This is a genomic window from Limimaricola sp. G21655-S1 (genome assembly GCF_027213785.1).
Taxonomy (GTDB): domain Bacteria; phylum Pseudomonadota; class Alphaproteobacteria; order Rhodobacterales; family Rhodobacteraceae; genus Limimaricola.
Map to the genome: position 1 here is coordinate 1 of NZ_JAPWGO010000048.1, position 5865 is coordinate 5865.

A 5865-nucleotide genomic window follows, 5' to 3' on the forward strand; every position below is an offset into this window, starting at 1 on the left:
GCTGTCCACCATCGGTCCGCCCCGGTTCGGGCATCAGGCCGACCTGCTCGTAATAGCGGATGGTCTGCACCTTCGTGTCCGTCTTCTTCGCCAGATAACCGATCGTCAGCATCTTCGCCCTCCAAACCTACACCTTCCGTAGGTTTGGAGCGGCGGTTTGGCAAGATCGTGCCGCGAGATCACGGGCCGCTTTGCCGTGTTCACGCGAATGGGGGTTGAACCTCCAGTGGCTCGAGGTTTTAGCAGTGCGCTGAAAACTTCGGAATCGGCCGCCAAGGGGCCGGTAGCACCAAGCATTGGCCCTTCGTAGACACAAGGCATCACATGACCAGCCATCTGGCGAATGACGACCTGCCCGAGACGACGGACCCTTCCGTCGCTTATGCCCACCGTTCCCAGCCGGGACAGTTCATCGCGCTCAAGATCCGCGCGGCCTTGAGCGCTGCAAACAAGGGTCCGGCATGAGGTTGCGCTACTGGGCCGCGGGGATTGCGGCGCTCGGTGTTTCGGCAGGTATTCTTGTCTACCCAACCCTGGTCCCGACGGAAGCGGTGCCGCCGGCCCTGAAGACGATCGGCGCATGGGCCCCTGCCCCCATCGCGTCACCGTCACTCGCTCAGGGCCCCCCGGTCGAAGTTTCTGCGGAGCACGATGTTGCGCCCGTCGCCACGCCGTTGGCTCTCCCAGAGGTGTTGGTGGCCGAGACCGCCCTGCCGGCGACGGCATCGTCACGTGCTGCATGGTCGCGCGAGATTGCCGCGGGAGAGACGCTGGACACAGTTCTGATGGACGCTGGCCTCGAGGCGGCGGACCGGGCAGAGGTCGCTCTCGCGATCGGCGTCGAATACGACCTGCGCAAGCTCCGTCCCGGTCATATGGTTTCCGTCATCACGACCGATCGCGGCGCCCCGCAGCGGGTTACGTTGGAGGTCGATGACGGCATCCGTATCGAGACAACCTTCGGCGACCGCTTGGCCACCCGTGTCGTCTCGCCTGAGCCCGTGGTCGAGATCGTGGCCGGACAAGCCGAGGTCGTGACCTCGATTTCCTCGGCGCTTGCGGAGACGGGCATCCCGGCACGTTTTGCCGTCGATCTCGCGCAGATACTCGGCGGCACGGTCGATTTCCGTCGTGAACTCAGTGGGGGCGAGACCCTGCGCCTGCTCTGGCGAGAGATGAGGGTGGAGGACGCTGTGATCGGCGAGTCCCGGCTGGCATTCGCGGCGCTGGATGTCGGGGACGCCCTCTACGAGGTGGTCTGGCCCGACGATGAAAGCGACCGTGCCACCATTTACCTTGATGGAGAGGTGCTGCGTGTCTTCGCCCCGCCCGTGCAGGGTGCGCGGCTTTCTTCCGTCTTCGGAAAGCGCACCCATCCGGTCTATGGCAATGTGCGCATGCACACCGGCGTCGACTTCGCCGCTGCTCGGGGAACTCCCGTGAATGCCACGGCCCCCGGGCGCATCGCCTATGTAGGCTGGCGTGGCGGCTACGGCCGGGTCGTCGAGATCGCGCATGGCTCGGACACCCTGACCCGCTATGCCCATCTCAGCGAAGTGCCGGACGGATTGTCACAAGGGCAGCGCGTCGCCGCAGGCGATACCATCGGTCGTGTGGGGGCCACCGGCACGGCGACCGGTCCGAACCTGCACTACGAGGTGCGTGTGAACGGCCGTCCCACAGATCCCCTGTCGGACGAGCGCCTTGCTCAAGCGACCGATTTGGCCACCGATGCCGACGAGGCGCTGACCCGCCTCCTGAACGCGCGCGCGCGGCTCGAAGCCCGCCTGTTGCAAGAGCCTGGACAGGTTGCGACCGGCAGCCTCTGACCACCTTCGCCGCTCGCACAAGGATCGTGATGATGGAGCAGATGTCCCCGCTCGCCCTCGGTTTCGTGGGTAGTCTTCTGGCCGGTGCCATGACCGCGGTCGGTGCGAGTCCCGTGCTGCTTGGTCAGATCCCGTCGCGTGCCACGCGCGATCTCGCACTCGGCTTTGCCGCGGGCGTCATGCTCGCGGCATCATTCTTCTCGCTGATCATTCCAGCGCTCGATGCAGCCGAGTCCCGCTTCGAGAACGGCGCGGCACCGGCGGCTATCGTCTGCGTGGCAATCCTACTGGGGATCGGCGCCGTAGCATGGATGAACGAGCGCCTGCCGCATGAGCATTTCAGCAGCGGACGGGAGGGTCCCGAGGCCGCCTCCCTCAGGCGGGTCTGGCTCTTCATCTTCGCGATCACGATCCACAATGTCCCGGAAGGCCTCGCGGTCGGCGTGGGCTTCGGGGCCGACGGTCTCTCCGGTGGACTGCCGCTCGCCTTGGGCATCGGCCTTCAGAACGCCCCCGAAGGACTCGCCGTGGCGGTCTCTCTTCTCGGCGAAGGGTATGACAAGGGCCGGGCTTGGACCATCGCCGCGCTGACCGGCCTCGTGGAGCCGATCGGTGGCGCGCTTGGCGCGGGAGTGGTCTCGCTGTCCCAGCCGCTTCTCCCTTGGGGGCTGGCCTTCGCGGCAGGCGCGATGATCTATGTCATCAGCCACGAGATCATTCCCGAAACCCATCGCCGAGGGCACCAGAACAAGGCGACATTCGGTTTGTCGATCGGGCTCGTCCTCATGCTCTTTCTCGATGTCTGGCTTGGCTGAACGAAGCGTTCCATGGGGCTTGAAGCTACAGCGGCTGTAGGTCGTATATCGGACGTCAAACGGGAATCACGGTGGAGATAACGCCATGACGGACGGCAATATCCGACAACACGAATGGCGCGTGACGGGCATGGATTGCGGCTCCTGCGCCGCAAAGGTGCGCGGAGCCGTGGAACGCCTTCCGGGCGTGGCGGGTGTCGATGTCGCCCTGATGACCGAGCGGCTGCGCCTGACCCTCGACGAAGGAGAGACCCTACCGGGGCAAGTCGAGAAGGCGGTGCGGGCCGTCGGCTTCGGCATCGCGCCAAAGGGCGCGGCGCCGGAAAGACCCAAAGGCGGCTTCGTCCTCCCGGATGGCGCGTTTCCTGACACGACGCAGGAGGACGACGTCCACGACGAGACCGTGGCGCAACCGGCCGAGCCCGTCCCTGCATCCTGGTATCAGACGTCGAAGGGACATCTGGTGATCGGCACCGGTGCGCTGCTGGCGGTTGCTGCGGCCTCGCACCTGTTCCTGCCGACCCATATTTCCAAGTGGGCCTTCGTCCTCGCGACGCTCCTTGGTCTCGCACCGGTAGCGCGGCGGGCCATCGCCATGCTCCGGACGGGCATGCCATTCACCATCGAGATGCTGATGACGATTGCCGCCACGGGGGCTCTCGTGATCGGCGAAGCGGAAGAGGCCGCGCTTGTCGTGTTTCTCTTCGCGGTGGGCGAGATGCTCGAAGGTCTCTCCGCCAACAAGGCAAGGGAAGGCATTCGCGCGCTGTCGCGGCTCGTGCCGAAAGTGGCCCTGCTCGAGATCGGAGGACGCACCCGAGAGGTGCCCGCGCAAGCGCTTCGGGTGGGCCAGACCGTGCTCGTCCGCCCAGGAGACCGCGTTCCCTGCGACGGCGAGGTGATCGACGGGACCTCGGGGGTCGACGAAAGCCCCGTGACCGGCGAGAGCGTGCCGCGCCTCAAGGAGCCGGGCGCGGCGGTCTTTGCCGGGTCGATCAACACCGAAGCCGCCTTGCGCGTGCGGATGACGAAGGCGGCCCAGGACAACACCATCGCGCGCATCGTGCGTCTCGTTGAGGAAGCCGAAAGCGCGCGGGCGCCGACCGAGCGTTTCATCGACCGCTTCAGCCGGGTCTACATGCCCACCGTGGTGGGGGCGGCCATTCTGGTCGCTCTCGTGCCGCCGCTCGCCTTCGGGGCGGCGTGGCAGGACTGGATCTACCGTGCCTTGGCCCTTTTGCTCATCGGCTGTCCCTGCGCCCTCGTAATCTCGGTGCCGGCCTCGATCTCCTCGGCCCTGTCGACCGGGGCCCGCCGGGGCCTGTTGATGAAGGGCGGCGCCGTGATCGAAGCTGTGGCGCGCACGACGCATGTCGCCTTCGACAAGACCGGCACGCTCACGAAAGGACGGCCCCTTGTGACGGATGTGATCGCCCTGTCCGGGAGCGAGGCGGAACTGCTGGCGCGCGCGGCCGGCGTCGAAAGCGGGGGCAGCCATCCGCTCGGCCGGGCGATCTGCGCCATGACAGAGGAGCGAGGCGTCGACGCCGCACCAGCCAGCGCCGCCAAGGCGCTTCCCGGCAGGGGCGCTGAGGCCGTGATCGATGGCAGGACGATCTCGGTCGGCTCGCCCCGGCTGGCAGAAGAACGCGGCGCGATGACCGACGCGGTGCGCGGCCGCGTCTCGGCCCTCGAGGCCGAGGGCAAGACGGTGGTGCTCGTGCTTGGCGATACGACGCCGCTGGGGATCATTGCCTTGCGCGACCAGCCGCGGCCCGATGCCGCGCGGGCGGTTGCCGAACTTCAAGCACTCGGGTTCGAGCCAGTCATGCTCACGGGTGACAATCCCCGCACCGCACAGGCCATCGCGGGCCAGTTCGGCATCGCACATCAGGCCGGCCTCATGCCCGAGGACAAGGTCGCCGCCATTCACGGCCTGACCTCCGAGGCGCGGGTGATGATGGTCGGCGACGGCATCAACGATGCGCCAGCGCTCGCCGCCGCGCATGTGGGCGTTGCCATGGGCTCCGGCACCGACGTGGCACTCGAGACTGCTGATGCCGCGATCCTGCGCAACCGGGTGACAGACGTCGCGGGCACGATCCGGCTCGCGCGCGCGACCATGACGAACATCCGTCAGAACATCGTCATCGCTCTCGGCCTGAAGCTGGTCTTTCTCGTGACCACGGTCCTCGGTGTCACCGGTCTGTGGATTGCCATTCTCGCCGATACGGGCGCGACCGTCCTCGTGACGCTGAACGCGCTTCGGCTGCTGTTCTTCCGGCCGGACAAGAAGAGCGTCGTTGTAGACCGTCCTGATCGAGAGACATCCAGAACCGGCGGAACCGCTCGTGGGCCCGAGGGCGTTGTCTCCCGGAGCGCGCAGGACATGGCATGAGCGGCAGTCTTCTGATCTGGATACCGGTATTGTTGGCTGCCGTCTGGGCCGCCCATTGGGGCGCGGAGCATCTGGCGGAGCCTTTGAAGAAGCTGCGCAGGCAATGGGGTTTCTCGGTGGCCGCCGGCGGCGCCTTCGTCGGCCTCGCCGCGGCCTCTCCGGAGATCGGCATCAACACCACGAGCGCCCTGCGCGGTGTCGGCGATATCGGCCTGGGCGCGCTTTTGGGGTCGAACGTGCTCGCCATTCCCTTGATGGTGCTGACGGCCTACGCCGCGACTCGCAGTAAGCACATCGAAGGGCATGACGATCACGCCGAGCATCGTCGGGCGCATCTCCTGGAGGTGGATCGCCGGGCTGTCACGATGCAGGCCCTGCCCTATTTGGGGATCATCGCGCTCTTTGCCCTGCTGACGCTGCCCGCGCCGTGGCGTGGCCTCCAGCCCCTCGACGGCTGGCTCCTGCTGCTGGGCTATCTTGCCTATGTCACGCAGGCTCTGTTGCGTGGACGCGGCGACAGCGAAAAGGTCGAGTGGAGTTCAAAGGAAAAGCGGCTGGCCGCGGCTGGTGTCGCGTCTCTGGCCATTGGCGCCTACTTCACCGTCTTTTCGACCGAGAAGATCGTGGCCGCGTTCGGGCTGTCCAAGATCATCGGCGGCCTCTTCATCACCGCTCCCGTGGCAGCGCTGCCAGAGGTCTTCGCGACCTGGTATGTCGCCCGTAGTGGGCAGATCACTTCGGGCGTCACCAGCGTCATCGGCGATCATGCCGTGACCATGACCTTGGCCTTCATTCCGCTGACGATCGTCGGGATGACGATCGA

General features: G+C 66.4%; 6 protein-coding genes. 5 read left to right on the forward strand and 1 reads right to left on the reverse strand.

The features are described 5' to 3' along the window. Positions 1 to 112 (reverse strand): MerR family DNA-binding transcriptional regulator (locus O4G76_RS19625; RefSeq protein WP_269398848.1); only part of this gene is annotated, 112 nt, incomplete at its 3' end. A gap of 212 nt (positions 113 to 324) precedes the next feature. Here O4G76_RS19625 and O4G76_RS19630 point away from each other — a divergent pair. From O4G76_RS19630 to O4G76_RS19650, 5 genes are all read left to right on the forward strand, one after another. Then, positions 325 to 465 carry a hypothetical protein gene (locus O4G76_RS19630; protein WP_269398843.1) on the forward strand — a complete coding sequence of 47 codons (141 nt, stop codon included), beginning with the start codon at positions 325 to 327 and terminating at the stop codon, positions 463 to 465. Further along, positions 462 to 1829: a M23 family metallopeptidase gene (locus tag O4G76_RS19635; protein ID WP_269398844.1), complete on the forward strand. Its 1368-nt coding sequence runs from the start codon at positions 462 to 464 to the stop codon at positions 1827 to 1829. The genes O4G76_RS19630 and O4G76_RS19635 overlap by 4 nt, the downstream gene beginning before the upstream one ends. 32 nt (positions 1830 to 1861) lie before the next feature. After that, on the forward strand, positions 1862 to 2644 hold the full coding sequence (locus O4G76_RS19640; protein ID WP_269398845.1) for a ZIP family metal transporter: 783 nt from the start codon (positions 1862 to 1864) through the stop codon (positions 2642 to 2644). Positions 2645 to 2729: 85 nt separating this feature from the next. Continuing rightward, positions 2730 to 5042, forward strand: coding sequence for a heavy metal translocating P-type ATPase (locus O4G76_RS19645; RefSeq protein ID WP_269398846.1), 2313 nt, complete (start codon positions 2730 to 2732; stop codon positions 5040 to 5042). Further along, a partial coding sequence (locus O4G76_RS19650; RefSeq protein WP_269398847.1) for a sodium:calcium antiporter occupies positions 5039 to 5865 on the forward strand: 827 nt, incomplete at its 3' end. The genes O4G76_RS19645 and O4G76_RS19650, both read left to right, overlap by 4 nt.